The organism is Bradyrhizobium sp. P5_C12 (assembly GCF_054049735.1).
Genome location: NZ_JBFULU010000071.1, coordinates 1 through 26,174 on the forward strand (window position 1 = coordinate 1; position 26,174 = coordinate 26,174).

At 65.5% G+C, this 26,174-nt stretch carries 26 protein-coding genes and 2 pseudogenes; 12 read left to right on the top strand and 16 right to left on the bottom strand.

Going from position 1 to position 26,174, the window contains the following annotated elements; genetic code table 11:
* Positions 1 to 349: pseudogene (locus tag ACXJMY_RS35165) on the top strand (flagellar biosynthetic protein FliO); the annotation flags it as partial.
* Positions 346 to 1,101, top strand: coding sequence for a flagellar type III secretion system pore protein FliP (gene fliP, locus ACXJMY_RS35170; RefSeq protein WP_456623943.1), 756 nt, complete (start codon positions 346 to 348; stop codon positions 1,099 to 1,101). The pseudogene ACXJMY_RS35165 and the gene fliP, both read left to right, overlap by 4 nt.
* Before the next feature lie 198 nt (positions 1,102 to 1,299).
* Here the strand turns inward: fliP and ACXJMY_RS35175 are convergent, their stop codons facing one another.
* From ACXJMY_RS35175 to fliL, 6 genes are all read right to left on the bottom strand, one after another.
* Positions 1,300 to 1,536, bottom strand: coding sequence for a hypothetical protein (locus ACXJMY_RS35175; protein WP_456623944.1), 237 nt, complete (start codon positions 1,534 to 1,536; stop codon positions 1,300 to 1,302).
* 78 nt (positions 1,537 to 1,614) lie between these two features.
* Positions 1,615 to 5,358 (bottom strand): tetratricopeptide repeat protein, encoded by a 3,744-nt coding sequence (locus ACXJMY_RS35180; protein WP_456623945.1) that lies wholly within the window; start codon positions 5,356 to 5,358, stop codon positions 1,615 to 1,617.
* Between the two features lie 102 nt (positions 5,359 to 5,460).
* On the bottom strand, positions 5,461 to 6,219 hold the full coding sequence (locus ACXJMY_RS35185; RefSeq protein WP_456623946.1) for a MotE family protein: 759 nt from the start codon (positions 6,217 to 6,219) through the stop codon (positions 5,461 to 5,463).
* A gap of 9 nt (positions 6,220 to 6,228) precedes the next feature.
* Entirely contained in the window at positions 6,229 to 6,675 is a 447-nt protein-coding gene (locus tag ACXJMY_RS35190) for a DUF6468 domain-containing protein (RefSeq protein ID WP_456623947.1), read from the bottom strand.
* Complete coding sequence (fliM, locus tag ACXJMY_RS35195; RefSeq protein ID WP_456623948.1) at positions 6,672 to 7,874, bottom strand: flagellar motor switch protein FliM; 1,203 nt, start codon at positions 7,872 to 7,874, stop codon at positions 6,672 to 6,674. Before fliM ends, ACXJMY_RS35190 begins: the two co-directional genes overlap by 4 nt.
* Before the next feature lie 19 nt (positions 7,875 to 7,893).
* On the bottom strand, positions 7,894 to 8,394 hold the full coding sequence (fliL, locus tag ACXJMY_RS35200; RefSeq protein WP_456623949.1) for a flagellar basal body-associated protein FliL: 501 nt from the start codon (positions 8,392 to 8,394) through the stop codon (positions 7,894 to 7,896).
* Positions 8,395 to 8,779: 385 nt separating this feature from the next.
* Between fliL and flgF the strand changes: the two genes are divergently transcribed.
* Genes flgF through flgH form a run of 4 tightly spaced genes read left to right on the top strand, consistent with a single transcriptional unit; the run spans position 8,780 to position 12,279 of the window.
* Complete coding sequence (gene flgF / locus ACXJMY_RS35205) at positions 8,780 to 9,541, top strand: flagellar basal-body rod protein FlgF (RefSeq protein WP_456623950.1); 762 nt, start codon at positions 8,780 to 8,782, stop codon at positions 9,539 to 9,541.
* A gap of 16 nt (positions 9,542 to 9,557) precedes the next feature.
* Positions 9,558 to 10,346: a flagellar basal-body rod protein FlgG gene (gene flgG / locus ACXJMY_RS35210; protein WP_456623951.1), complete on the top strand. Its 789-nt coding sequence runs from the start codon at positions 9,558 to 9,560 to the stop codon at positions 10,344 to 10,346.
* A 10-nt stretch (positions 10,347 to 10,356) separates the two neighbouring features.
* Positions 10,357 to 11,499, top strand: a complete 1,143-nt coding sequence (gene flgA / locus ACXJMY_RS35215; protein ID WP_456623952.1) for a flagellar basal body P-ring formation chaperone FlgA — start codon at positions 10,357 to 10,359, stop codon at positions 11,497 to 11,499.
* 3 nt (positions 11,500 to 11,502) lie between these two features.
* Positions 11,503 to 12,279, top strand: coding sequence for a flagellar basal body L-ring protein FlgH (gene flgH / locus ACXJMY_RS35220; protein ID WP_456623953.1), 777 nt, complete (start codon positions 11,503 to 11,505; stop codon positions 12,277 to 12,279).
* A gap of 311 nt (positions 12,280 to 12,590) precedes the next feature.
* Here flgH and ACXJMY_RS35225 read toward each other — a convergent pair whose 3' ends face one another.
* The 3 genes from ACXJMY_RS35225 to ACXJMY_RS35235 form a co-directional block, all read right to left on the bottom strand.
* Positions 12,591 to 13,151: a hypothetical protein gene (locus tag ACXJMY_RS35225; RefSeq protein ID WP_456623954.1), complete on the bottom strand. Its 561-nt coding sequence runs from the start codon at positions 13,149 to 13,151 to the stop codon at positions 12,591 to 12,593.
* 78 nt (positions 13,152 to 13,229) lie between these two features.
* Positions 13,230 to 14,009 (bottom strand): 2-keto-4-pentenoate hydratase, encoded by a 780-nt coding sequence (locus ACXJMY_RS35230; RefSeq protein ID WP_456623955.1) that lies wholly within the window; start codon positions 14,007 to 14,009, stop codon positions 13,230 to 13,232.
* A 100-nt stretch (positions 14,010 to 14,109) separates the two neighbouring features.
* On the bottom strand, positions 14,110 to 15,138 hold the full coding sequence (locus ACXJMY_RS35235; RefSeq protein WP_456623956.1) for an SDR family oxidoreductase: 1,029 nt from the start codon (positions 15,136 to 15,138) through the stop codon (positions 14,110 to 14,112).
* A 93-nt stretch (positions 15,139 to 15,231) separates the two neighbouring features.
* Between ACXJMY_RS35235 and ACXJMY_RS35240 the strand changes: the two are divergent.
* Positions 15,232 to 15,629 (top strand): annotated as a pseudogene (locus tag ACXJMY_RS35240) (winged helix-turn-helix transcriptional regulator).
* A 283-nt stretch (positions 15,630 to 15,912) separates the two neighbouring features.
* Here the strand turns inward: ACXJMY_RS35240 and dksA are convergent.
* On the bottom strand, positions 15,913 to 16,278 hold the full coding sequence (gene dksA / locus ACXJMY_RS35245) for an RNA polymerase-binding protein DksA (RefSeq protein WP_085966600.1): 366 nt from the start codon (positions 16,276 to 16,278) through the stop codon (positions 15,913 to 15,915).
* A gap of 215 nt (positions 16,279 to 16,493) precedes the next feature.
* Positions 16,494 to 17,105 (bottom strand): NAD(P)-dependent oxidoreductase, encoded by a 612-nt coding sequence (locus tag ACXJMY_RS35250; protein ID WP_456623957.1) that lies wholly within the window; start codon positions 17,103 to 17,105, stop codon positions 16,494 to 16,496.
* Positions 17,106 to 17,234: 129 nt separating this feature from the next.
* On the opposite strand from ACXJMY_RS35250, the gene ACXJMY_RS35255 reads away from it, so the two are divergent.
* On the top strand, positions 17,235 to 17,606 hold the full coding sequence (locus ACXJMY_RS35255; RefSeq protein ID WP_456623958.1) for a winged helix-turn-helix transcriptional regulator: 372 nt from the start codon (positions 17,235 to 17,237) through the stop codon (positions 17,604 to 17,606).
* Between the two features lie 200 nt (positions 17,607 to 17,806).
* Here the strand turns inward: ACXJMY_RS35255 and ACXJMY_RS35260 are convergent, their stop codons facing one another.
* Positions 17,807 to 18,220 carry a flagellar assembly protein FliX gene (locus ACXJMY_RS35260; RefSeq protein WP_456623959.1) on the bottom strand — a complete coding sequence of 138 codons (414 nt, stop codon included), beginning with the start codon at positions 18,218 to 18,220 and terminating at the stop codon, positions 17,807 to 17,809.
* Between the two features lie 270 nt (positions 18,221 to 18,490).
* Here ACXJMY_RS35260 and ACXJMY_RS35265 point away from each other — a divergent pair, with 270 nt between their 5' ends.
* The 4 genes from ACXJMY_RS35265 to ACXJMY_RS35280 all read left to right on the top strand — a co-directional run bounded on the left by ACXJMY_RS35265 (position 18,491) and on the right by ACXJMY_RS35280 (position 21,012).
* Positions 18,491 to 19,615, top strand: coding sequence for a flagellar basal body P-ring protein FlgI (locus tag ACXJMY_RS35265; protein WP_456623960.1), 1,125 nt, complete (start codon positions 18,491 to 18,493; stop codon positions 19,613 to 19,615).
* The gene (gene flgJ / locus ACXJMY_RS35270) at positions 19,615 to 19,983 is read left to right on the top strand and encodes a flagellar assembly peptidoglycan hydrolase FlgJ (protein ID WP_456623961.1); all 369 of its coding nucleotides are present in this window, start codon (positions 19,615 to 19,617) and stop codon (positions 19,981 to 19,983) included. Before ACXJMY_RS35265 ends, flgJ begins: the two co-directional genes overlap by 1 nt.
* A gap of 12 nt (positions 19,984 to 19,995) precedes the next feature.
* Positions 19,996 to 20,493 carry a hypothetical protein gene (locus tag ACXJMY_RS35275; RefSeq protein WP_456623962.1) on the top strand — a complete coding sequence of 166 codons (498 nt, stop codon included), beginning with the start codon at positions 19,996 to 19,998 and terminating at the stop codon, positions 20,491 to 20,493.
* Positions 20,494 to 20,652: 159 nt separating this feature from the next.
* Positions 20,653 to 21,012 (top strand): hypothetical protein, encoded by a 360-nt coding sequence (locus ACXJMY_RS35280; protein ID WP_456623963.1) that lies wholly within the window; start codon positions 20,653 to 20,655, stop codon positions 21,010 to 21,012.
* Between the two features lie 3 nt (positions 21,013 to 21,015).
* Here ACXJMY_RS35280 and ACXJMY_RS35285 read toward each other — a convergent pair whose 3' ends face one another.
* The 4 genes from ACXJMY_RS35285 to ACXJMY_RS35300 form a co-directional block, all read right to left on the bottom strand.
* Positions 21,016 to 21,384 (bottom strand): hypothetical protein, encoded by a 369-nt coding sequence (locus ACXJMY_RS35285; protein WP_456623964.1) that lies wholly within the window; start codon positions 21,382 to 21,384, stop codon positions 21,016 to 21,018.
* Between the two features lie 12 nt (positions 21,385 to 21,396).
* Positions 21,397 to 21,765 (bottom strand): flagellar biosynthesis regulator FlaF, encoded by a 369-nt coding sequence (gene flaF, locus ACXJMY_RS35290; protein WP_275194067.1) that lies wholly within the window; start codon positions 21,763 to 21,765, stop codon positions 21,397 to 21,399.
* 294 nt (positions 21,766 to 22,059) lie between these two features.
* Complete coding sequence (locus ACXJMY_RS35295) at positions 22,060 to 24,351, bottom strand: DUF1522 domain-containing protein (RefSeq protein ID WP_456623965.1); 2,292 nt, start codon at positions 24,349 to 24,351, stop codon at positions 22,060 to 22,062.
* Between the two features lie 217 nt (positions 24,352 to 24,568).
* Positions 24,569 to 26,174, bottom strand: a 1,606-nt coding sequence (locus ACXJMY_RS35300; protein ID WP_456623966.1) for a DUF1522 domain-containing protein, incomplete at its 5' end; no start/stop codon positions are given.

The window sequence follows — 26,174 nt, forward strand, 5'->3', positions numbered from 1 at the left end:
GCCCCCGCCCGTGCCGCAGGCTCCGCCGCCCCCGCCCGTGCCGCAGGCTCCGCCTGTGCCGGTGGCGCCGCCCGTTCCGCCGCCGGCCCCCGCCCCGGCGCCATCGAGTGCCGAACAGAATCTCGCCGAGATGGCGCAGCGGCTCGAAGCCGCGCTGCGTCGTCCCGCCGGCGAGACGGTCGCGCCGCCGGTTGCGCCCGAGCCGCCGGCGCCTCCGCCGCGCGCGGCACGCATCGATCCGCCGGCCCCACCGGCGCCGCCTGCAAGACCGGCCCCGGAAAAGACCAGCTTTGAAAACCTCGAAGACGAGATGGCCTCGCTGCTCGGCCGTCCGAAGCCGTCTTCGTGAGGCTGCCGGCCCTCCCGCGTAGAGTTCTTTTTCTTTCTGTCCTGATCGGCGCGGCTTCGCTCGCAAGCCTTGCGCATGCGCAGGACATCAGCATCAATCTCGGCGGCCAGGGCGGCGGCGGCGTCACCGAGCGCGCGATCCAGCTCATCGCGCTGCTCACGGTGCTGTCGATCGCGCCGTCGATCCTGATCATGATGACGTCGTTCACGCGCATCGTGGTCGTGCTGTCGCTGTTGCGCACCGCGATGGGCACGGCGACCGCGCCGCCGAACTCGGTGATCATCGCGCTTGCGATGTTCCTCACCTTCTTCGTGATGGGGCCGGTGCTGCAAAAGTCCTATGACGACGGCATCCGCCCGCTCGTCGCCAACCAGCTCGGCGTCGAGGACGCGCTCCAGCGCGCCTCCGTTCCCTTGCGCGGCTTCATGCAGAAGAACGTGCGCGAGAAGGATTTGAAGCTGTTCCTGGACCTCTCCGGCGAGCCGCCCCCCGCCACACCCGACGATCTCGCGCTTCGCATCCTCGTTCCCGCCTTCATGATCTCCGAGCTGAAGCGCGCCTTCGAGATCGGCTTCCTCCTGTTCCTGCCGTTCCTGATCATCGACCTCGTCGTCGCCTCCGTGCTGATGTCGATGGGCATGATGATGCTGCCGCCCGCGACGATCTCGCTGCCGTTCAAGCTGATCTTCTTCGTGCTGGTCGACGGCTGGTCGCTGGTGGCGGGGAGCCTGGTGCAGAGTTACGGGGGGTAGCCCGGCTTTGCGGGAGCGATCAGCGACGCATCCTCTCCACCCCCAGCGATAGCATGTGGCCCCTCCCCGTCATTGCGAGGAGCCCTTGCGACGAAGCAATCCAGACTGCCTCCGCGGAAAGATTCTGGATTGCTTCGCTGCGCTCGCAATGACGAGAATGTGGCGGCCGGTCGGGCCGCGCTTCGCGCGGGCCCACCCCTACCCCTCCACATCATACTGCTTGCTGAGGTGATCCCCGATCTGCACCAGCATGGCGACGCTTTCGGGAAAGCCGGGCCTGTTGCGCGTGGCCTGGTCGGCGTCGGCGCGGAATTCCCAGCTGTCGCCGTCGCGGACGATCGAGATCATCATGCCGTCGGGGCTATCGGCATGGACCTTCAATTCGGCCCGCGCCATGGCGATGAGTTCGGCTTCGGTCTTGGCAGGCTTGCTCATTTCCCTCTCCCGGCATGAAGATGCACAGGTTGCCGCCTCGCGCGGCAGCTGTCGAGAGGTCCAGAGGTAGCAGGGGTCCTACCGCGTCATCTTGATCTGGCGCACGGCCGGGATCTTCGGCAGCGAGCCGGTGTGCTCGGCCTCGTCCTTGGCTTGCGGGGCGGTCGGTGCGCGGGCGGTGGCGTCCGGGAAGCGCTGCTTCATCTCGCGCAGGAAGCCGTCGAGGGTGTCGACGCTGGCGGCGAGCTTGGCGATCTCGGCGAATTCGGCGCTGGAGGCCCCGGCCGGCTTGCTCGCGATGTCGAAGGCGAGCCGGTCGGCGCTCTCGCTCATCAGCGGTGCGTATTTCTCGCGGAAGCGCGACAGGCCGATCGAGTCGTCGGCGAGCGCGTAGCCGACGGCGGCGCGGATGATGTCGCTCTTCTCCACCGCATTGAGCGGCTTGAAGTCGCGGAAGCGGTCGCCGTAATAGAGCTCGATCTGCTCGGCGGATTCACGCCAGCGCCGCGCCGCCCAGAAGATGTCGGAACGCAGGCGCAGCACCTCGCGTCCGGAAACGTTGGAGACGATGTCGAGCGCGAGATCGTGACGGCCGACGTCGCTCTGCGCACGCGCCTCCAGCAGCAGGCGCTGCTGCCGCAGCTCGCCGGAGAGATCGCTGATGCGGCTCGCGCGCAGCGCCGAAATCGCCATGTCGGGCTTGCGGTTGGCGAGATAGATCATGGACAGGCGCGCTGCGACCTGCGCGCGCGCGGCACCTTCGAGGCGATGGTCGACCTGGTATTGCAGCAGCTCCGCGGCCTGGTCGAGCAGATCGATCGAGGCCAGACGATCGGCCAGGCGGCGGATCAGCTCGTCGCCACGCCGCCCGATCGGCGTCAATTCACGGAACTCGTAGAACATCCCGAGCGCCTCGACCGGCGGCAGCTCGTCGCCCTTCGGTCCCAGGAAAATTTGCGTGAACAGATCGGAGGCGAGGTCCTGCGCCTGGCGCGAGGCCTCCGCGTTCGGCTGGAGTTTCGTCGCAGTGCGCGCCGCGGTGAGCGCGTCCCGGTAGCGCCCGTTCTCGGAATAGATCTGCGACAGCATCTGGAGCGTCTTGACCTCGATCGCGTCGCCGCGCCAGGTCATTGACAGCGTCTCGAGCTCGCGCAGCGCGTCTTCCTTACTGATCTCGTCGCGCTTCTGCCGCAGCGCGACTTCGAGCTGCTTGGCCTCCGCCGCGGCCTGACGGTCGTTCGAGGCGACCGCCATCTTGTAGTCGTCGAGCGCATCCCTGTCGTGGCCGAGCGCCTCGGCGAGCCGGCCGCGCAGCACGGCAAAGCCGGGCGCCGCCTCTGGCGGCACGCCGATCACCTCGACCTCGCCGCGGCGCTTGGAGGCGCCAGCATAGTCCTTGACCTCGAGCGAGGCGCGCATCGCGTCCATCGTCACGATGCGCTGGACGTCCAGCGGCAGCGAGGCGATGGCGAATTCGACGTTCTTGAATTTCTCGCGCGCATCGGCCCATTTGCCCTGGCGCGCATAGGCGAGCGCCTTCCAGAGCTGGGAGTCGTGGCTGTTGCCGATCACGGGATTGGCGAGGTCCTTCAGGCCCTGCGCCGGCCGGCCGATCAGGATGCTCGCGATCGCGTGCATGATCAGCGCGCCGCTCTCCTCCTTGTTGAAGGGATCGGTCAGCATCACGTCGGTGACGGCCTTGGCCTCGTGATACATGCCGCGCGACATGTAGAACTGCGCGAGATCGAGCCGCGGCAGCGAGCGCAGTCCCGGTTCGACCGCCGAGATCGCCGTGATCAGCTCGCCCTGGCGTGTGATGAAGTTTTCCGACTGGCCCTTGCGCCAGTTTTCGGGACTGAAGATCGGCCGCACCGCCGTCGGCGCCCGCTCGGCCGAGATGTCGACCGGCGACAGCGTCAGGCCGCCCTTCTTGCCGAGGATGACCTTGTCGGACCCGACCTCGACGCCGACCTCGTCGGAATTCGGCCGGATGGCGATGCCGTGCGCGGATTCCAGCAGCGAGAGATCGACGAGGTCCTGCCGCTTGATGAAGCCGCGGACCGGCCGCGGTGCGGTGACGACGTAGAGCGTGTCGCCGGCGTCGGGATCGGTGAGCTTGTGCAGGAGGCCCGGATTGGCAAAGGGAATGGCGATGTTGGCGAGCGCGGGATCGGTGATGTTGCGCGACATCATCAGCGGCAGCGGTGTCGCCTGGATCTTGTCGGCAAGCGTCAGGAGCCAGTTCGTCTCCTTGCCGACCTCCTCGCTCGTCAGCGAGTAGACCAGCGGCCGGGTCAGGCGGATGCGAACCGCCTGCCCCTTGTCGAGCGGCATGCGGCCGACCTCGCCGATCATCGCGCCGCCCCTGGTGCGGATGGCCTCGACGTCGATCGGCTTCGGCGTATCGAACACCAGCCAGATCGTGTCGCCGCGGCGGAACGCCGCCGCCGGCGTTGCGACCTGGAGCGGGAACGTCACGCGCAGACCGTCGCTGTCGCGGCGGGCATCGACGCTGGCCGCGGCAGGCGCAGCCTTGGCCTCAGGCGCAGCCTTGGCCTCCGCCGCGGCTGGTTCCTTCAGCGCGTCCTTGACCGGCTCCTTCGCAGCTTCCTTGACGGCCTCCTTGGGGACTTCGGCCATCATAGCTGCCGCCGGCTTGACCGGAGCGAGCGGTGCAGCGGCTTCGGCTGCGGGCTTCGGCCCATCCGCGGCGGGCGGAGCTTCGGGCACGGCCACCGCGGGCGCCGGCGCCGGTTTCGGCGCCTCGGCCGGCGGCATCGCGGCAGGAGCCTCCGGCTTGACCTCGGGCTTCACATCGATTTTGGCCTCGCGCGCGATCGTCTCCGACGTCGGCGGCGCGACCTCGCGCTGAGCGTCCTTCTTCTCGGCGGCCGGCTTCTCCGCTGCCGGCCCGTGGCCGGCCGGCTTGACCTGCGCGATCGCCGCCTCGGCCGTCGCGGCCGTCTTGCCCTTGTCGGGCTGGAAGGCGACGTCGACGACATAGTTCTTCTCGTCGCGGAAGGAGTGCACGTCGGAATCACCGATCAGCAATATCTCGACCGAGGTCTGGTCGAGGTCGGCCTTCTGCTTGATCGAGGCAACGTTCGGCGGCGCCGCGACCACGGCATCGGCGAGATCGAAATTGAGGTTGGCGTTGAACGCCAGCGTGAGCTTCTGCTCGTTGAGCACGGAGGAGACGCCGACGCCGTCGGGCATCTCGAACACGAAGCGCACGAAGGTCGGCTGCACCGAGGCGCGCACGCGGATCTGCGGCCGCTTCTTGGTCTCGGCGGCGGCACGCTGGGCGCGCAGCGCGCGCTCGGCCACGCGCGCGCGTTCGGCGAGTTCCTTGACCACGTCCATCGGCAGGCTCGGCGGCGGCCCCTTCCAGCCCTCCGGCAACAGGTCGATGAAGGTGCGCTCGCCGGCATTCATGGTGTTGACGGTGACGCGCCGCGCCAGCGACAGCCGGATCGCGCCGCCATCGGGATCGCGCCGGGCGGAGTTGACGTAGTCGGGCGCACCTTCCGGGACCCGGTCGACGGGAACGTCGACCGCCCTGTCGAAGCGGATGATGAGGATGGAGCCGGCCGTCGTCACCTCGGAGGGAACATCCTCGCCGAGCTTGATCACGAGACGGGCAAAGCCGCCGGCGGCCGAAAAACTCGCTTCGCCCCGGATCGGGTCGGCGGCCCGGGCAGACGTGCCAAGGCCGATCAGGAGGCAGGCCGCCAACAGGGATGCCTTGCGGACATGACGCCTCACGCCCCGCGCCATGGCGCGGGCTCGCGTCACAAATCCAGCGGCAGCCTTCTGCGCCATTGGCGGCATTTCTTCCGGTTCGACAGTCCCTACCGGCAAGGACGCCGGCCAGTGCCGTCGACTGTAGGTTTTGCCCATTAAGGACAAATTAAGTATCAACCCTCAATTCGGCTTTTGCGTCGGCCTGCCGTCGATCTTGGGCAGATCGCCGGCCGAGGCGGACTGGTCCCCGCCATTGGCACGGCGCGCCATTTCGACCGTGAGCCGCTCGGCGGCCTCCGGCGACATCAGGCCGAGGATGTCCGACATCTTTCGCGGGGCGATCAGGCTTGCGATCTCGATCAGCACGCCCATCTCGAGCCGGTCGAACACCCGCGCGGCGTCCTTGGGCTTCATGCCCTCATACATGGTCACGAGGCCCTTCATGCGCTGGGCTTCGGCGGCCTTCTGCTCGGCCTGCGTCGTGGAGATGCGGGATTCCACCGCCTTCATCTCCTCGACCTTGTTCTCGATGCGCTTCTCGGCCGACTTGAGCAGACTCTCGCGAATGTCGATCTCGCGCTGGCGGGCCTCGATCTCCTGACGGCGCGCCTGCAACCGCTCCAGGATCGCCCGCTCCGAGGCCGAGACCTGCGACTGGGCCTCGTCCATCTTGACCACGGTGCCCTCGGGCTTGGTCTCCGGCGCGGCCGGCTTGGGCGCCTCCTTCGGCGCGCCATGCGTCGACCCCGTGATGTCGGGGTCTTCCCGCCCGGTCGGGAAATTCAGGTTCTCCTGCGCCCACGACTTCTTCGCCGAATTCGGCTTGTAGTCGAAGACATAGCCGCCGTTGATCGCGAGGCCCGCGACCTTCAGCGTGGCGAGACCTGCGACCGCAACCAGGACGACGGGAATGACGCGGATGTTACGAAAGGACTTCATACCTGGACTTTATGCAGCCAGACCGTTGGATCTTCGGCGCTCGGAGAAGGCCTCGGCCGCAGCCGCCACCGCCTTGGCCGCCGAAGGCTTGGCCGCCGGCGCGGCAGCCGTTTCCGGATTGGTGACCGGTCGCGCAGCGATCGCGATCTTGGAGAGGCGCCGCACCACATTGTCGGCTTCCCCGAGCTGCTTGTAGAGCTGGTCCGACATCTGGGTGGCGGCGGCGAGCTGGCTGCCGAGATTCTCGTTGACGTCGCGCACGGCGAGCTTCAGGCCGCCGATCGCGCGCTCGGCGATCTCGGTGGCGGTGATCAGCTCGGCGATGACCGCCTTCAGCGAATGCTCGTCCGCCTTCAGCCGCGTCAGCCGCTTGTTGAGCAGGATACAGTAGCCGATCGTGAGCATCAGCAAGATGGCCACCAGCGTCTCGATTGCCATTCCTAGGGAGTGGTTCATGGGGCCTCCATCATCTTGTTCTGCTCGTCCACCTTCTCGAACATCGCAAGTGTCGTACTTGGCTTGCGCAGGGGTTTCGTCACCCGGATCGCGACGCGGTCGCCGACCCGGCCCATACGTCCTTCGGTGATCRTGACGTCGCCGCAGCGCACGGTGACGTTGGCATCCGCGCGCATGTCCAGCGGCAGCGTGTCGCCGACCTTCAGCCGCATCAGCTGCTTGAGCGGAATGTCGGCCTCGTAGAGCACGGCGTCGACGGCGATCTCGGCCTGGGTGATCTCCGTGGCGAAATGGCCTTCCCAGATCTGGTCGCGGCCGAACTTTTCGCCCATGAACATCTGGAGCAGCACGCCCCGGATCGGCTCGATGGTCGCGTAGGGCAGCAGCAGCTCGATATTGCCGCCGCGATCTTCCATGTCGATGCGCAGGCGCACCAGGATCGCGGCGTTGGCAGGACGGCTGATCGCGGCGAAGCGCGGATTGGTCTCGAGCCGGTCGATCGTGAAGGTCACCGGCGACAGCGGCCGGAACGCCTGCTCGGCATCGGCCAGCACCACCTCGACCAGCCGCTTGACCAGCTCGGTCTCGATCGTGGTGTAGGGCCGGCCCTCGATGCGGAGCTGGCTCGAGCCGCGGCGGCCGCCGAGCAGCACGTCGATCATCGAGTAGATCAGGCTGGAATCGACCGTGGCCATGCCGAAGTTTTCCCACTCCTCGGCCTTGAACACCGAGAGCACGGCCGGGAGCGGGATCGAGTTCATATAGTCGCCGAAGCGCACCGAGGTGATGCGGTCGAGCGTGACTTCGACGTTGTCGGAGGTGAAATTGCGCAAGGAGGTCGTCATCAACCGCACCAGGCGGTCGAAGACGATTTCGAGCATCGGCAGACGTTCGTAGGAGACCATCGCCGAATCGATGATCGCGCGAATGCCGGAATGGTCGTCGAGCGTGACGTCGCCGACGGTGAAGCCGAGGAGATTGTCGATCTCCTCCTGCGACAGCACCCGCTCGCCGGAGTTCTTGCCGGTGCCGAGATCGCGGCTGCCGTCCTCGACCATGGCGGCCCATTGCAGGGCCATGGTCTCGGACAATTCGTTCTCGGCGGCAGCCTTCGCGGCCTCGGCGGGATCCTCGGAATCAAGCGAGGCCTCCCACTGGGCGGCAATTGCATCCTGGTCGACTTGGTCGTTGCCTGCCATGATCCCTAGTCCGCCATGCTCACTGGATCACGACTTCCTTGAACAGCACCGCACTGACCTGGACCGGCGCGACCGCGGCATTGACCCGCTTGGTCAGTTCCTCCCTGAGACGGAAGATGCCGGCGGAGCCGTTGAGGTCGGACGGGCGCAGTTCCCGCACATAGGTCTGGAAGATGTCGGTGACGCGCGGCATCGTCGGCTTGATCGCCTCGATCTGCTTCTCTTCCTTCAGCTCCAGCACGATCTTCAGCCGCAGATATTGCACGCGCTCTCCGGGAGCCCCGGCGAGGTTCACCATCATGTCGGGGACGTCGACGAAGACCGGCGGCTTCGGCGGAGGCGCCGCCTCTGCGTGATGCTCGTCATCGCCGTGCCGGAAGAAGAAGAACCAGGTCGCCGCACCGCCGCCGAGAACGGCGAGCAGGCCGACGGCCATGATGATGAGCTTGAGCTTGTTCCTCGGCGGGGCGGCTTCCGCGCCTTCGGCGGCTCCGCCGCCTTCCGCTTCATTCTCTGCCATGGTCGATAGGGCTCGCTCATCTCTAAGACGGATCGAAAGAGCGAAGCCCCCTGGCAGACAGTGACGCGATACAAATGCCCCAGCGCAATGCGCTCCTCTTGCTCGCAAACGCTACGGTAATAATGGTTAACGGAACCTTTCGATTGGGCCTCCACTAGGAAAAATCTGCCGGGCAAACATGGTCAACAGAACCTTTCTGCCGCCCGCCCGCGCCCTCGAAAAATAGTCAAGCCATTGCAATACCTACATTTTCTGCGCTGGCACGGCTTTCGCTGAGAGAGCACCGAGACCGAACGGTTTGGGAGAACCTGACAGTCTCGTTCACGGGGTCCGCCAACGCGCTTGGGAGAGCGAGGTGGCAGATCCCACTCAGGGGAGATTTCCGATGCAGAACGCGCTTCTGATCGGCTTGTCACGGCAGATGACGTTGGAACGGCAGATGGATGTCATCGCCAACAACGTCGCCAATGCCAATACCAACGGCTTCAAGGCCGACCATTCGCTGTTCGAGGAGTATCTCAACTCGAACGCGCGCGAAGACAATTTCATCGGCTCCGACCGCCGCGTCTCCTATGTGCAGGACCGCGGCACCTTCCGCGACGTCGGCCAGGGGCCGATGGAGCCGACCAAGAACCCGCTCGACATGGCGATCAGCGGCAATGCCTATTTCGCGGTGCAGGCCAATGGCGGCGAGCGTTACACCCGCGACGGCAAATTCTCGCTCAACAGCACCGGCCAGCTCGTCACCGCCGACGGCAACCTCGTGCTCGGCACCGGCGGCCCGATCACCTTCCAGCCGACCGACCACGACATCAACGTCGCGCCGGACGGCACCGTCACGGTGCTCGAAGGTACGGCAAAGAACGACTCGATCCGCGGCAAGATCCGCATGGTGACGTTCGACGATCCGGCCAAGCTGACCAAGCTCGGCGCCAATCTCTATGCCGCCGGCTCCGCCAACCAGCAGGCCGACACCAAGTCCACCGTGCAGCAGGGCTACATCGAGAAGTCGAACGTCAACGCGGTCGGCGAGATGAGCCGGATGGTGGAGGTGATGCGCAGCTACACCTCCGTCGCCAATTTGCTCCAGCAGCAGAGCGACATGCACAAATCGGCGATCGAGAAGCTCGCCGACGTTCCGGCTTGATTAGGGGAGAACTGACATGCAGGCGCTTCACACCGCAGCGACCGGAATGGCGGCACAGGAACTCAACGTTCAGGTGATCTCCAACAACATCGCCAACCTGCGCACCACCGGCTTCAAGAAGCAGACCGCGGCGTTCCAGGACCTGATCTACGAGCACGTCCGCCGCGTCGGCGCGCAGGCCTCCGACCAGGGCACCATCGTGCCGGTCGGCGTCGACATCGGCGGCGGCGTCAAGACCGTCGGCACGCCGCGCAGCATGACGCAGGGCACGCTGTCGCAGACCGGCAACGATCTCGACCTCGCGGTCTCGGGCGACGGCTTCTTCAAGATCCTGATGCCGGACGGCACCTACCAGTACACCCGCGACGGCACCTTCCAGATGGACAATCAGGGCCGCATCGTCACCGCGCAGGGCAATCCGGTGCAGCCGACGATCACGGTCCCGAACAACGCATCTGGCCTCGCCGTCAACGAGCAGGGCCAGGTCTCGGTGACGCTGCCGGGCTCGTCGACCTCGACCATTCTCGGCCAAATCGGCCTCACGCGCTTCATCAACAAGGCGGGCCTCCAGCCGGTCGGCAGCAATCAGTTCACCGAGACGCCCTCCTCCGGCCCGCCGCAGGACGGCACGGCGACCGCCGAAGGTTACGGCAAGATCACCCAGGGCAGCCTCGAGCAGGCCAATGTCGACGTCGTCTCGGAGATGAGCGACCTGATCGCGGCCCAGCGCGCCTACGAGATGAACGCCAAGGTGATCAGCGCCGCCGACCAGATGATGCAATCGACCACGGCGCTGTTCCGCTGAGGTGATGACGATGATCCGCACGACGCTCGCCACGATCTCTGCCCTGCTCGCGCTGGCGCTGCCGGCGCAGGCGGCCGACGACGCCATTGCCGCGCCGACGCTGCGCGCCAGCGTCACCGTCACCTCCGACGTGGTGCGGGTCGGCGATCTCATCGACAATGCCGGCTCGGCCGCGCTGATCCCGGTCTACCGCTCGCCCGATCTCGGCRCCACCGGCGCCCTGCCGGTCGCCCAGGTCCTGAGCGTGCTGCGGGCCAAGCAGGTGATCGGCGTGATGACCGGCGACCTCAAGGAGGTCGCGGTCACCCGGCTCGCCCGCACCCTCGCCAACAAGGACCTCGAGACCGCGGTTGCCGCCGCGCTCGAGCGCCGCTTCGGCCTTGGCGATGCCGCCAACATCACCGTCACCTTCGACCGCGGCGTCTCCGAGATGCGGCTCGATGCCTCCAACAGCGGCGTGCTCCAGCCGGTCGCGACGCGTTACGACGCACGCAGCGGCCGTTTCGACCTGACCTTCGAGATCGGCAACGACAACACCCCGACGCCGACCAAGCTGCGCTTCACCGGCACCGCGATCGAGACGGTGGAGGTCGCAATCCTGACGCGCGATATCGACCGCACCGAGATGCTGAAATCCTCCGACGTCGCGCTGGAGCGCCGGCCGAAGGCGGAGGTCACCGGCGAGCCCGCCTCGCGCGACCGCGCGGTCGGCATGCAGCTCCGCCGGCCGATGCGGGCGGGCACGCCGATCCGGGTCGCCGACATCGCAAGGCCCGAATTCGTGCAGCGCGACCAGAGCGTCACCATCATCTACCAGGTCCCGGGCCTCTATCTCACCACGCGCGGCAAGGCGATCGAGAGCGGCGCCGAAGGCGACATCGTCAGCGTGCTCAACGTGCAGACCAAGCGCACGCTGACCGGCGTCGTCACCGGCCGCGGCCAGGTCACGGTCCAGGGCGCCAGCCAGTCGGTGCCGATGGCCGCCGCGGTCGAGCAGACTTCGTCAATCAAGCGCGACGAAGTCCCCGCGGCCGCAGCCCTCGCCCAAAGCCTGATCCAGACCCCGGCGTCCCCGGCCCAGATCGCCCAAGCACATGTCGCACAAGCCCAGATTCCAGTTCAAGCCTCGCGCGCTCCAGCCAAGTCAGAGTAAGTCATGTCCAGGTTCAGTACGACTTTCAGTTCGGCTTCCCGTCTCCGTCGCATCGCGATCTCTGCCCTGCTGCTGGCAACCTGTACGCTGGCGAGCGGCTGCTCCTCGATCGACCGCCTGTCGCAGATCGGCGAGCAACCGAAGCTGTCAGCGATCGACAATCCGACGACGCAGCCGGGCTACAAGCCGGTGCAGATGCCGATGCCGAAGCCGGAAGTCGCCTCCTACAATCCGAACTCGCTGTGGCGCAACGGCAGCCGGGCCTTCTTCAAGGACCAGCGCGCCCACCAGGTCGGCGACCTCCTGACCGTGACCGTCAACATCACCGACAAGGCCAATATCGCCAACGAGACCCAGCGCAGCCGCACCGCCAAGGAAGATTCGGGAATTACCGACTTCATCGGCAGCCAGACGGTCACGCAGCCGCTCAAGGTCCTGCCCGGCCGCCTTCTCACCACCGACTCGACATCGTCCGCCGACGGCAAGGGCTCGGTCAATCGCCAGGAGGCGTTGCAGACCAATGTCGCCGCGGTCGTGACGCAAGTGCTGCCGAACGGCAACCTCGTGGTCGAAGGCAAGCAGGAGATCCGCGTCAACTACGAGATCCGCGAGCTCGTGGTCGCCGGCATCGTCCGCCCCGAGGACATCCAGAGCGACAACACCATCGATTCCAGCAAGATCGCGCAAGCCCGCATCGCCTACGGCGGCCGCGGCCAGATCATGGACGTGCAGCAGCCGCGCTACGGCCAGCAAGTCATGGACGTGCTGCTGCCCTTCTAGCCTTCTCCCGAGCTCCCACATCGTGTTCGCGAACCTAGGCGCGAACGACGATGTACGACGCGGCCTCCGGTAGCTCCCCTGCCGGAGGCCGCATGTATTTTGGCGCGACGAGCCGCCGCCTACGCGGTCAGTTGGCGCACTCAAACGTCGTCCCAGCTTCCGTCATTGCGAGCGCAGCGAAGCAATCCAGAAATGCGTCCGCGGAAAGATTCTGGATTGCTTCGTCGCAAGGGCTCCTCGCAATGACGGCGGCGACAACTTGCTCAGCGTCGCATTACGGGAGGGGGCAACACGCGTTCGTACGCGCGGTGTCACCAGAATTTCCAGAACGGGGGCCGTGCCGAAGCGGTCGCCGCAAGCACCGCGTAGGTCTCGTCGGTCTCCCATGTGTAGTTCTGATCGTATCGGAAGCCCGTGATGTGCTCGACCAGCTTCACCGGAATGTCGAAAAAATCCTGGTCCGCGGCAACGAGGCCTTCCTGGTCGTGACGCAACTTGTTGAAGAGCGGCGGCAGATCCCCGCTCGGTTTGAGGTTCGTGGCATCGACGTCGCCGTCGTGCTGAAGCGACCAGCATTGTCGTCCGTCGCGCCAGACCTGCGCCTGCGAGAACATCACGTGCTCTTCGACGGAGAGGACGACGATCTCGGCGCTCGCGGACAGCCTCGCCAGCATGGCCGGCGAAAACCGCCGTTCATCGCACGTGTTCGACCAGATCAGATCGTATCCGGAGGGCAGCGCTGCCATCACAAAAGCCCCGCGCTTGATCAACGGGGTCGAGCGATGCTCTGTCGTCGCTGCAAGCTCGATAGAGTTCAGGACCTCGGCGGTCTCCCGTCCTCGAACGAACAGCAGGCAGATCGACACGCCCATGCGTCTGCTCCCCTCGGTCGAACACCAACGATCTGTCTGTCCCGAAGCCCGCAACGACGGGCAGACGATCCAGAGAGCTCACGTAAACTTCGCCTCCACCACGCCCAGCCCGTCCAGCTCCATCCGCACCTTGTCGCCGGCCTTGAGCCACAGCGTCTTCACCAGGCTCCCCGTCAACACCAGCTGTCCCGCATGAAGCCCCTTGCCTTCGGCGGCGAGATGGTTGGCGAGCCAGGCGAGGGCGTTGTGGGGATGGCCGAGCACGTCGGCGCCGGTGCCGTGGCTCACCTCCTCGCCGTTGACGATGGCGCGGCCCTTGACCGCCTTCAGGTCCGGCACGGACGAGCGCGGAACCGATCGCCCCAGCACGCAGCCGGCGGCGAAGAAATCGTCGGCGATCAGCGTGGCTGCGCCCATTGTCTCCCACTTCACATAGCGGTCGTCGACGATTTCGATCGCGGGATGATAGGCATCGACGGCCTCGCCGACCCATTCGGCCGTGAACGGCGCCTCGCCGGCGGCGAGATCGCGCTGCARYCGCACCGCGATCTCGCAYTCGACRCCGACRCGGACRTAGTCGGCRGCSGCGAGCTTSRCSCCGCTGTCGTGCACGCCCTTCTGGAACACGCCGCCGCCGCAGGGGTGCGGGATGCCGATATAGTCCTGCATCACCTGGCTGGTGCAGCCGATCTTGTAGCCGACCAGCGGCCCGACATGCGGCAGCAGGAGATCGTGCAGCGCGCGCTGCACCTGATAGCCCTCCGCCTCATCGGCCGGCGGAGCCTCCAGCGCCGCGAGCGGCGCATGATTGCGGCGCGCAAGCGCGATCGCCTTCGCGGCTGCGAGAATTTTGTCCATTGGCGCCGCCTCCCACGCTACGCAAGTTCTGCGCGGCAGTGGAGCATCCCGGCCCCGGCCTGACAAGCGCTGGCCGAAGGCAGGGTCCAAGGGCGCGGCCTCACGCCTTGACGAGACCCAGCCGGATCAGGCTTTCGGCCGTCGCGAGGATCGCCTCCTCGTTGGAACTGGCCTGCCAGCCGAGCAGCGACCTCGCCTTGGCGCTGGTGGCATTGCGCTCCTTGCCGAGCATCGGAACCACCGCGCGCAACAGCGGGATCCGGGTCGCGGCCAGGCGCACCAGCCAATCCGGCGCCTGGAGCCGCGGAACCCGGCGCGCCCTGGGACCAAGTTCYCGCCGCAACACCCTGGCGATGTCGAGGATCGACAGCGTTTCGCCGGAGACCGCGATGAAGCGCTCGCCCTTGGCCTCCGGCGCCGTCATCGCCCGCAGGTGCAAATCGGCCACGTCGCGGACGTCGACCAGGCCGAAATAGACCCGCGGCACCGCCGGCATGGCGCCGTCGAGCAGCGACTTCACGATCTCGATCGAGCCGGAAAAATCCGGCCCCAGCACGGGTCCGAAAATGCCGGCGGGATTGACCACCGACAATTCGAGCCCACCGCCCTCGCGCGCGACGAAATCCCAGGCCGCCTGCTCGGCCAGCGTCTTGGATTTGATGTAGGGCTGCGCGTCCAAACCGTCGAGATTGGTCCAGTCGGTCTCGTCGAACGGTTTTGCCCGCGGCTTGTGGCCGTAGGCGATCGCCCCCAGCGACGAGGTGATCACGACGCGCTTGACGCCGGCCTCGCGCGCGGCCCGGAGAACCCGGAGCGTGCCGTCGCGGGCCGGGATGATCATCTCGTTCTCATCCTTGGGCACACTGGTCGAGAGCGGCGAGGCAACATGGAGAACGTAGTCGCAGCCCGCGACGGCCTCACGCCACCCCTCGTCCCGGATGAGGTCGGCGGTGAAGAAGGACAGACTCTCCGGCGAAGCGGCCCCGCCCTCGCGCAGCATGGCCAGCACGTCGGCCTGCCGCTCCGGCCGGCGCACCGTCGTCCGCACCGTGTGGCCGGCGGCCAGGAGTTGCAGGACGACATGGATACCGACGAAGCCCGAGCCGCCGGTGACCAGAACAGTGCTCATTGCCAAATTCCCCTCGTTGCCCGGGCCGGCGAATTGGTTCCGCCGCCCTGCTCAAGGCGGCATCTGGTCACTATCTCCCGGGGAGCAAGTAGAATGGATTTCGAGACCGGTATGGAAAACCTGACCAATGTTTGCGACGGCGACCGCGATTGCAGCCCGGACCCGGCCCTGCTCGCCGACTTCAAGCGCGCCATCCACGCCCTCGGCGGCAAGTGGAAGCTGGAGATCCTGTTCGCACTGATGAACGGCGCGGTTCGTTTCGGCGCATTGCGGCGATCGATCGGCGGCATCACCCAGCACATGCTGACCACGCAGCTGCGCGAGCTCGAACAGGATGGATTGGTGTCGCGGACCGTCTTCGCGGAGAAACCCCTAAGGGTCGAGTACGAGCTGACGGATGCGGCCTACGGCCTGTTGCCGGCTTTAAGGAAATCTTGAGCTGGTCCAGGGCTTATGGGGATGCGCGCCTTATGACGTCGCAGCAGGCCTGATTGCAGCGATGCTTGATGCAGCTGGATCGGTGCCGCAGCATTCGAGTCGATCCCGTTGATGCGACTCGCAAAACCTCCCGCACCTGAAGTGAAGGCTGTTTCTCATCCGAACTCACGTGAGCTCGGAGGAAGAGACTCTAGCCCATTGATCGCGATTCATTTTTCGCGATTGCAGTCGCGCGTTGAAGCGCGCGGCGGCAAGCGACGGGCAATATGCTGATCGCGGCGCGAAAAGGCGCCTTGCGTGCAAAAACAAAAGAGCCGCATCGCTGCGGCTCTGACTCTATTCGTCGCGATAGACCTTCTCGCGTTTCTCGTGGCGCTCCTGCGCCTCCACCGAGAGCGTCGCGATCGGACGAGCCTCGAGCCGCTTCAACGAGATCGGCTCGCCGGTCTCCTCGCAATAGCCGTAGGTGTTGTCCTCGATACGCTGGAGCGCGGCGTCGATCTTGGCGATCAACTTGCGCTGGCGGTCGCGGGCGCGGAGTTCGATGGCACGGTCGGTTTCGGACGAAGCCCGATCGGCGAGATCGGGGTGGTTGACGTTCTCCTCCTGCAAGGCTTGCAGGGTGAGCTTGGACTCTTTGAGGATCTCATCCTTCCAGGCAAGGAGCTTCAAACGGAAGTACTCCTTCTGCCGGTCGTTCATGAAAGGCTCTTTTTCGGTCGGTCGGTAGTTTTTCAACTTTTCCAAGGGCGGCCTATCTTCTTAATCAACGACTCGCGAACGGAACGGGGTCCGTTGAGCCGGGCGTTATATAGCGGCCTCCTGTGACAGACAATGTTTCCTTAATCACTCGGTTACCGCCCCCAAACCCTTGCACAGGAAGGTTTATCCGGAAGAGCCCGGGGGCGGCCGAGAACTCAGTAGCCGACCGTGAAGCGCTGCCTCAAATGGGCGGGACGCTCGATCTCGTCAGCGAGCGCAATGGCGTAGTCGGCGAAGGTGATCCAGCTTTTCCCGCTCGCATCTGCGAGAAGCTGGTCGGTCCCGAGCCGGAACCTGGCCGTCCGCTCCCCCTCGACGAACAGCGCCGACGGCGAGATGAAGGTCCAGTTCAGGTCCTTTTCCTGCCGCAGCAGGTCCAGAAACGTGGAGCCCGCCTCGGCCTCGGCCTTATATTGGGCTGGAAAACCAGGGGTTGTGACCAGTTTCACGCCGGGAGCGACCTCCAGGCTGCCGGCCCCGCCGACGACGAGATAGCGCCCCACCTTCGAGTCCTTGGCCGCGCCGATCAGCTTGTGCGGATCGCTGGCCAGGAAGTGCACGGAACTCACGGCGACGTCGTGCCCGGCCCACAGCCTGCTCAGGCCGGCCTGGTCGAGCACGTCACCCTTGGTCGGTGTGACGTTCGGCAGGCCCGCGATCTTCTCGGGATTCCGCGCGATGGCGGTGACGCTGTGGCCGCGACGGGACAGTTCCTTGGTGATCTCGGATCCGGCCCGGCCCGAGGCGCCGGCAACTGCGATTTTCATGGAAGGCTCCTTTGCTTCTGTGGTAACTAGTAGTGACTAGATATCGCAAAGGATGCTGGTGTTAAGAGAGCACTTTGTGCTTACCTGATTACACAGAGGTAACCCGGAACAGATTGCGAGGAGCGAGCGATGAAGCCTGACGTCTATGCCGCCAATTGCCCGACCCGCCAGATCCTCGACCGGATCGGCGATAAATGGGCGGTGCTGATCCTGTTGCTGCTGCGCGAGGAGCCGATGCGCTTCAATCAGTTGCGCCGCACGATTGAAGGCATCTCGCAGAAGATGCTGAGCCAGGTTCTCAAATCGCTCGAACGCGACGGCCTCATCAGGCGCCGCGCCATCGCGACCGTGCCGGTGACGGTGGAGTATTCGATCACGCAGCTCGGCGTAACGCTCGCCGCCGCGGTCGATCCCCTGCGCGATTGGGCCGAGCACAATCTGAAGGACGTGCTCGCCGCCCAGCGCCGCTACGATTCACAGCAGAAAGAGCAAGCGGCGTAGGGGGTGAACCGGGCCAATAGAAGACCCGTCATCCTGAGGTGCGAGCAGCGCGGTGCGCAGCACCGTGCAGCGAGCCTCGAAGGATGTACGGCCAGGATGCTTCAGCGGGGGCCGTCGCCCTTCGAGGCTTGCCCTGCTTTGCAGGGCGCGCACCTCCAGCGACAACGGCTTCGCCGTTGCGCGGGGGTGACGGATAACGACTACGCCTGCCCGGCCTTCGCCAGCTCGACCTCGACGCGCAGCTCGATCTCGGAGAGCACGGAATCGAGGCCGGGATCGCCGGAGGACGACTTCAGGTTCGCTGCGGCGTCGCGCAGGCGCATGACGGTCGAGGCGTCGAGATTGCCCGACAACAGTCCCATCTTGAGATCGTCGAGCACGTCGAGTGCGGTCTTGCCGCGGACGACCGAGCGCTTGCGGCGCTCGACCGGATCCTCCTCGATGCCCTGCATCGCGAGCAGCGCGTCGATGTTGGCCGTGGCCTTTGGCGCTGCGGCCGCGCGCGTCTCCTGCGCCGACGACGTGTCGGGCAGCACGAAGCTGCCTGAGCCCGTCCGCCTGGCCTGGCTGGCCGGCGTTCCAAGCGTGGTGCCGTTCGGTCCGTAGATGCGCATCGAAGCAATCCGGGTGATCGATGCCCGAGCTTCGCCGCTTTATGGTTAATGATGCGTAAAGAGCCCGGCAAAATCTGCCGGCATCCGGCAGTTTCGCTCCTCAGGGCGAACGCCGGCTGACACCGGTCGAAACAGGTTTATTCAACCTATTCAATCGCCTAACCCCGCCACCCCAGTCTGGCACAGCGCTCGCAAGGAAAGCTGCGGACCAGCTCGTCATGGGAGTGTCGAACAAGGTCCTTCGATTTGAGGAGCCTCGGGGAGCAGAGGATGCCAGGCGTTCGTTGGGTGAGGATTGTTGGGGTGGCCTGCGCCGCGCTGTCAGCGCTGACGCTGTCGGTCACGTCCGCGGCTGCGACCTCGCGCATCAAGGATCTCGCCAATATCGAAGGCGTGCGGCAGAACCAGCTCATCGGCTACGGCCTCGTCGTCGGCCTCAACGGCACCGGCGACACCCTCAACAACATCCCCTTCACCAAGCAGTCGCTGCAAGCGATGCTCGAGCGCATGGGCGTCAACATCCGCGGCGCCACCATCCGCACCGGCAACGTCGCCGCCGTGATGGTGACCGGCAATCTGCCGGCCTTCGCGACGCAGGGCACCCGCATGGACGTCACGGTGTCCGCGCTCGGCGACGCCAAGAACCTCCAGGGCGGCACCCTGCTCGTCACCCCCCTCCTCGGCGCCGACGGCAACGTCTATGCGGTCGCGCAAGGCTCGCTCGCGATCTCCGGCTTCCAGGCCGAGGGTGAAGCGGCCAAGATCGTGCGCGGGGTTCCGACGGTGGGACGCATCGCCAACGGCGCCATCATCGAGCGCGAGATCGAGTTCGCGCTCAACCGGCTGCCGAACGTGCGCCTGGCGCTGCGCAATGCCGACTTCACCACCGCCAAACGCATCGCGGCGGCCATCAACGACTATCTCGGCGTCAAGACCGCCGAGCCGATCGATCCATCGACGGTGCAGCTTGCGATCCCGCCGGAGTTCAAGGGCAACGTGGTGGCCTTCCTCACCGAGATCGAGCAGCTCCAGGTCGATCCCGATCTCGCCGCCAAGATCGTCATCGACGAGCGCTCCGGCATCATCGTGATGGGCCGCGACGTCCGCGTCGCCACCGTCGCGGTCGCGCAAGGCAACCTCACCGTCACGATCTCCGAGAGCCCGCAGGTGAGCCAGCCCAATCCGCTGTCCCGCGGGCGGACCGTGGTCGCGCCGCGGAGCAGCGTCAGCGTCACCGAGGACGGCAGGAAGTTGGCCCTCGTCAAGGACGGCGTCTCGCTCCAGCAGCTCGTCGACGGCCTCAACGGCCTCGGCATCGGCCCGCGCGACCTCATCAGCATCCTCCAGGCCATCAAGGCCGCGGGCGCGATCGAAGCCGACATCGAGGTGATGTGATGCAGGCGAGCATGATCAACACCCCGCGCGCCACCACCTCCTCGGCCTTCTCGGTGGAGAGCCGCAACGGCCGGCCCGATTTCGAGCTCGCCGCCGCGCTGCAAAAGGTCTCGCCGCAGCAGCAGACCAAGGCGCAGAAGACCGCCACCGATTTCGAGGCGATGTTTCTCAACAGCATGTTCTCGCAGATGACCTCGGGCCTGAAGGGCGAAGGTCCGTTCGGCGACACGCCGGGCACCGGCGTATGGCGCTCGATGCTGACCGACCAATATTCCAAGAACTTCGCCAAGGCCGGCGGCATCGGCGTCGCCACCGAGGTGTACCGCACCCTCATCCTGCAGCAGGCGAAAACCATCCGCACGGCATAAGGTCCCATCGACATGAACCACTTCAACGCCTCACGTCAGCCGATGCCGGCGCAACGCGCGAACACCGCGCCCGGCAACGCCGAAGCGCGCAAGCTCGCCGAAGACCTGATGGATGCGATGAACGCCCTGCTCGGACTGATCGAGCGCGAGACCGAGCTCGTCCGCGCCGGCAACGTCCGCGAGGCGATGACGCTCGAGAGCCGGAAGCAGGAGCTGTCGCGAAACTATGTCGGGGCCGTCAGCCAGTTGAAGGCGAACCAGGCCCAGCTCGCGAAATCCGCGCCCGAGCTGCTCTCGACGCTGCATCGGCACCACGACGCCTTCCGCGCCATGCTCCAGGTCAACCTCACGGTACTCGCGACCGCACACGCGGTCTCCGAAAGCGTCGTGCGCGGCGTCAATGCCGAGATCCAGAAGCGCAACGTGCCGAACACCTATACGGCGGCCGGGCGCCGCGCGGCCCCCGGCCCGCGCCACATCACCCCGCTCGCGGTCAGCCGCTCGCTCTGAGCACACGCGAAAATCACCAGCAATTTTACGAAAAATCGCGCGGCGATCTCGTCGCGCGGTTAGTCACGTTTCCTTACCGGGTCTTCAAACCTGGTGTTCCATGGTTGCGCATTGAGAGGGGTTGGGATTTGACTCACGCGAGGCAACCAGGAGGCTGCCATGAGTACAGATTTCAGCATCAGGCCGGTGGGGATACCGGCCCCCGCGCAGATCGTGACGACGTCCAATGCGGCGGCGACCGAGGCCGTGCAAACCGATTTGCCGGTGAGCCAAACGGTCGCCGCAAGCGATCCGACCGCGGCTGTACGCAATGATGTGCAGAGCAACGAGAACGTTTCACGCCAGGTCGTGTTCGACCAGGCGGCGGCGTCCTTCGTCTTCCAGGTCGTCAACGAGAGGACCGAGGCGGTGGTCAACCAGTTCCCCGACGAAGCGATGCTGCGCCGGCGGGCCTATTTCCATGCACTGGATTTGAAGTCTGAACCCTCGCGTCCGCTCAATACGGACCTCAGCGCCTGACCATCACGCGTCGAGCGTGGCCGCAGCGGTGTCGAGATAGGTCGAGCCGGTCGCGGGATCGGTGACGACGTTCTTGATTTGCGCCTTGCCGGTGTCCGTCAGCGTGAACTTGGTATTCCCGAAGCGGAACGATGAGTCCTTGATCAGGACCTGCTGATACTGCGAGGTCCCCTCGCTCTGATAGTGGACCTGCGCGCGAAAGCCGTCGACGTGCGAGACGCTGAGCGAGAATTTCTTGCCGTCGGAATAGGTGCCGGCCCAGTTCCCCTGATACAGGGAAGAATCGACTGCGGCGTATTTGGACGAGCCCGACGTGCTGGAGAGAACGTTGGACTTATACGCGGTCGACAGGATGCTCATGATGTCGGCCATCACGAGCCTCCATCACGGCCGGCCGGACAGACCGGCGGCAATATTCCGGTTGATCTCGATCAGCGGGCGGAAGTGATCGAACTGCGGGCTCATCTGGAGCGCCGCGGTCTGGCTCAGCACGAACACGCTGATGTTGGCGATCTTCTGCCGGACGTCGATCGGCTGCGGATTGTTGTCGCGCATGGCTTCGCTGAGGAAGATGGTCCAGAGCTTGCGATTGAACATCAGCGCCTGCATGGTCTGCTCGCTGAGCGGGTCGGCGTTGTTGATCGCATCCTGAAGCTTGTTCGCCGCCTTGAGCAGAGTCTGGGCCTCGACGTCACGAGGAGACGCGGTGGTCGTTGCGACGCGCGCGTAGGCCGAGGCAGCAGAATTCGACATCAATCACACCCTGGAGGTTACCTAGCCCGTTGAACGCGCTTAAGGATTTCTTTCCCAACCCTAGGCAGCACCGCTTAAGATTTGCTTACGTGTGTGCTTGGAAGCACTCCGGATTATTACGGGTCACGGAGTTTCTTCGTCGTCCCGAAGCTAGATGCGCACACGCACGCTGTAAACACGCCTCGTGTCATGCACATCAATCTCAGCTAATCCTGTCTTAGCAATCTCCCTCAAAACAACGGCGGAGCATTAGCCCCGCCGCGGTATCTCGAGTAGCTGTCTTGCGCTGCGAGATTAGCGGAGCAGCTGCAACACGCTCTGCTGCGACTGGTTGGCGAGCGACAGCGCGGAGACCGCGATCGACTGGCGGGTCGACAGCGCCTGGCTGTTGGCCGCTTCCTCGTTGGTGTCGGCCAGCGTCAGATTGGACGAGCCGGTCTGCAGCACGTTGATCAGGTTCTTGGAGAAGTCCTGACGCACCTGCACGATCGACAGATTCGAGCCGAGCGCGGAGCCTTCCGAGCGCAGCGTGCTCGAGGCCGCGTTCAGGCTGGTCAGCACCTTGTTGGTGGCGCCGTTGTCGATGAAGTCGACGCCGTTGACGAGGTTGCTGAGGCCGAGGCCTGCCGCGTTGAACACCACGCCGTTGATGCCGAGCGTCGAGCTGCCGGTCTCGTTGAAGACGAGCTTGAGCGTATCGCCGTTGAGCAGGTTGACGCCGTTGAACGAGGAGTCCTGCGACGTCGTGTCGATCTGCGCCAGGATGTTGTTGAACTGGTTGACCAGATTCGAGCGCGCCGTCTGCGCGACAGGATCCTGGACCGGAGGCTGCGCGGTGGTGAAGGCCAGAATGCCGGTGATCGTGCCGCCGACCGTGCCGCCCGCAGTCGTCGAACCGAGCGTCGAGGAGGCATATTCATTGACGGTGGTCACCGTCAGCAAGCCGTTGGCGTCGATCGTCGCCGTCAGGTGGTTGGCCTGAAGCTGTGCGTTGAGCTGGTCGAGCGTCTTGACGGTGCCGTTGGTGCCGTCGCCGAAGGTGACGTTGACCGGCGTGCCGCCGTTGAAGGAGGTGAAGGTCAGCGTCTTGCCGCTGACACCGCCAACGCCGGAGGTGCGCGCCGCGGTGAAGGCTGTCGCCGTTCCCGTGTTGCCGCTGAGGCCGAACGCGTTGAGCGCATTGCCGGTGCCGGTGATCGAGAGATCGGCGTTGATGCCGGTGGAGAGCGCAAGCTGGCCGCTGCTGTTGACCGACGACGGGATCTGGCCCGCAGTGGTCGTCAGCGACGCCGCGCCGTTGAAGATGCTGGCGGTCTTGACGCCGGTGGCAAGGTCGATCGAGTTGAGCAGGTCGGTGAGCGTCGCGCTCTGGATATAGACGGTCGAGTTGCCGTTGCCGTCGGTGACGATGTTGCCGCTGACGCCGCCTGAGGTCACGCTCGCCGCCGATTGCGGCGTCTGGGCGTTCTTGAAGGTGATGGTGTGGCCGTCGATGTTCAACGTCGAGCCGTCCTGAACGAGAGAGCCCAGCGAGCCCGCGGTCGTCGACCGGTTCGCGGTCACGTTGGCATTGCCGGCGCCGGTCGCGGCAGTCAGACCGAGCGCCTTGAGGAAGTCAGCCTTTCCAGTCACGCTTAGATCGGCGCCGGTCGAGCTCTTCAGCGTGACCTGGCCGCCGCCAGAAATCGACGATGCGACCTGAAGCGTGCCGATGGGACCGGCCGAACCGCTGACGGCGATGGTCGCCGCGCTTGCGCTGATTGTCGCGGTCTTGACGCCGCTGGCGAGGTCGATCGCGCTGAGGACGTCGTTGACGGTCGCCCCGGGCGCGGCCGCGGTTCCCTCATAGACGATCGAATTGCCGTTGCCGTCGGTGGCGATGTGTCCGCTGGCGTTGAGGCCCCAGCCGGTCGGTTGCGTGGTCGGAGCGATGCCGGTGCGGAAGGTGATGGTCTTGCCGTTCACCGTGATGGTGTCGCCGTCAGCCGGTGGCGTGCCGAAGGTGGTGGATGCCGTGGTGCCGAGCAGCGTGGCGGTGCCGGACAGTGCGGTGGTGCCGTCGGCGGCGGTCGCGACCGTACCGGTAAAGGTGCCGGCGTTCGAGCCCAGCGAGGCGCCGAGCGCGGCGGTTCCCGTCACCGGGGTCACGCCACCGGGTGCGCCGGTATAGAGCACGTTGCTGTTGGCGGTCGCGCTCGCGTAGGAGGTCGTGCCGCGCAGGTCGGCCGGCGTCGCACCGGGAATCGTGGTGGAGACGTTCGACTTGGTGGAGTAACCGACCGTGGTCTGGAGCGCCTGGTTGGCGATCGATTTCGCGCTGTCGATCAGCTTCTGCAGCGAGGTGATGCCGGTATTGGCGGCCTGGAGCACCTGCACACCGTTATTGATGCCGTCCAGCAGGTTGCTGATGTCGCTCGCCCGGTTGTCCAACCCCTGTGCGGTGAAGAAGTTGGTGGGATTGTCGAGCGCCGTGTTGACCTTCTTGCCGGTCGACAGCCGCTCCTGCGTCGTGGCCAGCAAGTCGGCCGTCGACTGCAGCGACAACAGGTTCTGGCGAACTGACGCCGAGAGAACGATGTTGGACATTGGCGAGTCTTCCTCTTGAACCGGATACGAATCGGCCGCGCGGTCTCGAAAGCGGGCTTTGTCCAGTTTTAGGAGGTGTCCTTTAAAGTATGGTTAACGCCGGTTTAAGCGATACGGTTAATGGCGAGTGAACGCCCCTGCCCGCCTCCGGGCGCAAAAAAAGCGGCGGGGCACAGGGCCCCGCCGCTCTATTTTATTGAGTTATATCAGCTACTTATTAGCGAAGCAGCTGGAGCACGCTCTGCTGCGACTGGTTGGCCAGCGACAGTGCCGAGACCGCGATCGACTGGCGGGTCGACAGCGCCTGGCTGTTGGCCGCCTCGACGTTGGTGTCGGCCAGCGTCAGGTTGGACGAGCCGGTCTGCAGCACGTTGATCAGGTTCTTGTTGAAGTCCTGACGGATCTGCACCACCGAGAGGTTCGAGCCGAGGCTCGACGCTTCCGAGCGCAGCGTGCTCGAGGCGGCGTTCAAATTGGTCAGCACCTTGTTGGCGGCGGCGTTGTCGATGAAGTCGACGCCGACGGTCAGCGCAGCGAGGCCGAGACCCTTGGAGTTGTAGGTCACGCCGGTGATGTTCAGGCTCGACTTGCCGGTCTCGTCGAACACCAGCTTTAGCTGATCACCATTGAGCAGGTTGACGCCGTTGAACGAGGAGTCCTGCGAGGTGGTGTCGATCTGGTTCAGGATGTTGTTGTACTGAGACACCAGGTTGGCGCGGGCGGTCTGTGCAACGCCATCCTGGACGGGGTTGGAAGCCGTCGAGAAGGTCAGCGCCGACGTGAGCGTGCCGCCGATCGCACCGCCGGCGGTCGTCGAACCCAGCGTCGAGGACGCGTAGTCGTTGGATGCCGTGATGGTCAGCAGGCCGTTGGCGTCGATCGTGGCAGCCAGGTTGTTGGCCTGCAGCTTGGTGTTGAGCTGATCGAGCGTCTTGACCGTGCCATTGGTGCCGTCGCCGAAGGTGACGTTGACCGCCGTACCACCGTTGAAGGAGGAGAAGGTCAAGGTCTTGCCGGCGATGCCGCCGATGCCGGAAGTGCGCGCCGCCGTGAACGCGGTCGCAGTCCCGGTGTTGCCGGCAAGGCCGAGCGCGTTCAGCGCATTGCCGGTACCGGTGATCGACAGGTCGGCGTTGATGCCGGTCGAGAGCTTGAGCTGACCGGACGTATTGATCGTCGAGTTCGACTGACCGGTGGCGGTCGCAAGCGTCGCGGTGCCGTTGGCGTTGACCGTCGCGGTCTGCACGCCGGTGGCAAGGTCGATCGCCTTCAGCACGTCGGCAACCGTGCCGGCCTGCAGATAGACGGTCGAGTTGCCGTTGCCGTCGGTGAGGACGTTGCCGCTGACGCCGAAGCCGCTCGGAACGCTCGGAGCACCGGTCGAGCCCGGGATCGGCGCGTTCTTGAAGGTGATGACGTGACCGTCGACGTTCAGCGTCGAACCGTCCGTGATGGTCGCACCCAGCGAGGCCGCGCTCGTTGTCCGCTTGACGTCGATGGTGGCATTGCCTGCACCAGTAGACGTCGTCAGGCCGAGAGCCTTGAGCAGGTCGGCCTTGCCGGTGACGCTCAGATCTGCGCCCGTCGAACTCTTCAGCGTAACGGCGCCCGCAGCAGCGGTCGAAACGGCAGCACCGGGCTGGCTGGCGCTCACGGAGATCGTCGCAGCACCCGAGGTGATGGATGCCGTCTTCACGCCGCTGGCGAGATCGATCGCGCTCAAGAGATCGTTCACGGTCGCGAGCGAGGCCGGCGTGGCGGTGTCGCCGAGATAGACAGTGGTATTGCCGCTGCCGTCGGTGACGAGGTGGCCGCTGACGCCC